Below are 2,316 nucleotides of genomic sequence, written 5' to 3'. Positions count from 1 at the left end.
TCGCGGTTGACGTCAAGACAAAGGAAATCCTAGCTATGGAGGTAACGACGGATGACGTTCACGATTCAGAGATGCTACCAGCCCTAGTTGAGGAGGCATCTAAGCGTAGGAGGGTTGCTGAAGCGATCATGGATGGAGCATACGACTCATCTAAAGCCTATAGGCTATTTAGGCGTATGGGCATAAAGCCTATCATAAAGCCTAGATGTAACGCTAGAGCAGATAGGGGCCCTCCAGAGAGGCGTAGAGCTGTAAGGCTAATCAAGAAACTAGGAGATGAAGGGTGGAGTAGGCTTTTAAACTATGGTAGAAGATGGGCTGCTGAAACAGCATTCTCAGCATTCAAACGCGAGTACGGAGAATACTGCATGGCTAAAAACATAGACAACATAGAGAACTCACAGCAAAAGCATACATATACAACACCCTAATAAACCTATAATGCCGAAACCGGGGAGAAAGACCGAAAAAGAGGAGAGGCCCAAACAATAAAGAATTAAGCCACAAAGCATTTTTTATATAATTTTTAATATAAATGTTAATATCTCGACATTAAACGTCAATATCCCGACATTCCTAAATGAAGTTAAGCGTAATCACTTTGAAGTTGGCAAGGTTTATTAGGGGCACAATGCCAGGAGCCGGCTCTATGCCCATGGAGAGCTGGTATTTTGTCTGACCTTGCCATGTGCCCGAGTTTACAGCTAGGACCCCCCTATACTCAGATATACCCCACACGTGGACATGCCCGGCGTGGAAAACATCCGGGACAGGATCGATTATCAGGCTGTCTCTCGGCTCTGGGGCTAGAGCAGTCTTCTCTCCATATGTCGGTGCCAGGTGCCTTGACTTGAGCAGCTCGACCATCGCCTTTTGCGGCTCCTTGAAGTTGCAGTCCGGCAGGGCAGGGATCACATCGTCCAGGCTCTTACCGTGGGTCAGGAGGAAGGTCGTGTCCTCTATCTTTACCACCGATGGATCCCCCAGCATTATGACGTTCTTAAGGGAGTAGAGCGGGGCGGCGAAGTCCCTGTAGATGGGAGGAGATGGGAGTGTCGGTCTGGAGGCGTCATGGTTGCCAGGTATTATTATGATCTTTATGTGCTCTGGGACCATGGAGAGGTAATTGGCAGCCTCCTCGTACTGCTTGTTCAGATCCTTTATCAGGAGCTCCTCCTCCTGGTTTGGATACACGCCCACACCGTCCACCACATCCCCTGCTATTATGAGGTACCGGATGTTGTCCACTATCTCTTTCTGCTGGACTCCAAAATTCTCTCCGCGGAGCCATTTGAGAAAAGACTCGAACTGCTGCCTCATGAACAGCTTGCTGCCAATGTGGAGGTCGGATGTGAGGACGGCGTAAACATTTCTCCTTGCTGCCGGAGACCTCACCTTAGGGGTTATGTCTGGCCAAACTATATCCTCGGCGAATACGCTCTTCCCGTTTGAGGTTGTGCCGAAGACGCAAACGACCTCGTCCAGCATTGCCCTGGAAACCTTTTTCTTCAGCTCGTCGCCCCTGAAAGAGGCCCTGATCGTGTCGAGATCGTCCTCGAGTTCGATGATCGCGCCACCGTTCTTGAACTCCTTCTTGGAGGAGATCATCCCGATGACTTTTACCCTTGTGTGCTTGTTCACCTCGGGGATTGTGGAAGGGGTCACGGCGTCTCTCATGTCAGCCCTCGACTTGAGCATGTCCTTAAGGCGGTTGAACCGATCTAGGAAGTAGCGCCTGAAGTCATGGATAGTGCCCTCTATGTACTGACCATCAGAGCCGCTTATCACCTCGATTGAATGGGTCAGGGATGGCTTAGAGGGAGCTGGAGCCGGGGCTGGGGCACCAATCCTGAGGAGGGGCTCCAAGTGAGATCGCTCTATTATGAGTGGCTTCTTCTCTAGAGACTCGAGCTGTTTGAGCAGGTTTGAGACCAACAACTCGGGTTCCTTGATCTCCTTGAGGAGCTGGAAAGCATCAGGTGAGAGCTGGTAGCCAGATCTCAGGAGGGCGTTGTACGCCGCCTTCAGAGACTCGCTCAAGGGGGGCACCCAAGGAAAAGTTGAAGGAGGGGGTTCTTATTGGTTTGGATCTCAGGGTTCTGTTAACTTATTGATGATAAGCTAACTTCCCAGTTTCTGCTCTGCGGATTAGGATTCATAACTCTTCCGTTCCGCCTCATGGCTACATATACTGGGCTATCCTCCTCGAACCACAAGGATTCATCTTGGGTCTTGAGCAGGTTTAAGGCAGCGTTCAACTGCCTATCTACCACCCCGCATTTTGGACACCTAGCATACTGTACATTCAGGTATTCG

At 50.3% G+C, this 2,316-nt stretch carries 3 protein-coding genes; 1 reads left to right on the top strand and 2 read right to left on the bottom strand.

What is annotated here, in order from left to right; genetic code table 11:
• Positions 1 to 431: transposase (locus ACP5KC_RS10195; protein WP_428287507.1), on the top strand; the 431-nt coding region annotated here is incomplete at its 5' end.
• A 145-nt stretch (positions 432 to 576) separates the two neighbouring features.
• Here ACP5KC_RS10195 and ACP5KC_RS10190 read toward each other — a convergent pair.
• Positions 577 to 2,040, bottom strand: coding sequence for a DNA-directed DNA polymerase II small subunit (locus ACP5KC_RS10190; protein WP_428287506.1), 1,464 nt, complete (start codon positions 2,038 to 2,040; stop codon positions 577 to 579).
• 62 nt (positions 2,041 to 2,102) lie between these two features.
• Positions 2,103 to 2,316 (bottom strand): hypothetical protein (locus ACP5KC_RS10185; RefSeq protein WP_428287505.1); only part of this gene is annotated, 214 nt, incomplete at its 5' end.

This window comes from Infirmifilum sp. (genome assembly GCF_049970975.1).
GTDB classification, from domain to species: Archaea; Thermoproteota; Thermoprotei; order Thermofilales; family Thermofilaceae; genus Thermofilum; species Thermofilum uzonense.
This window is presented reverse-complemented; position numbering and strand designations above follow the sequence as displayed.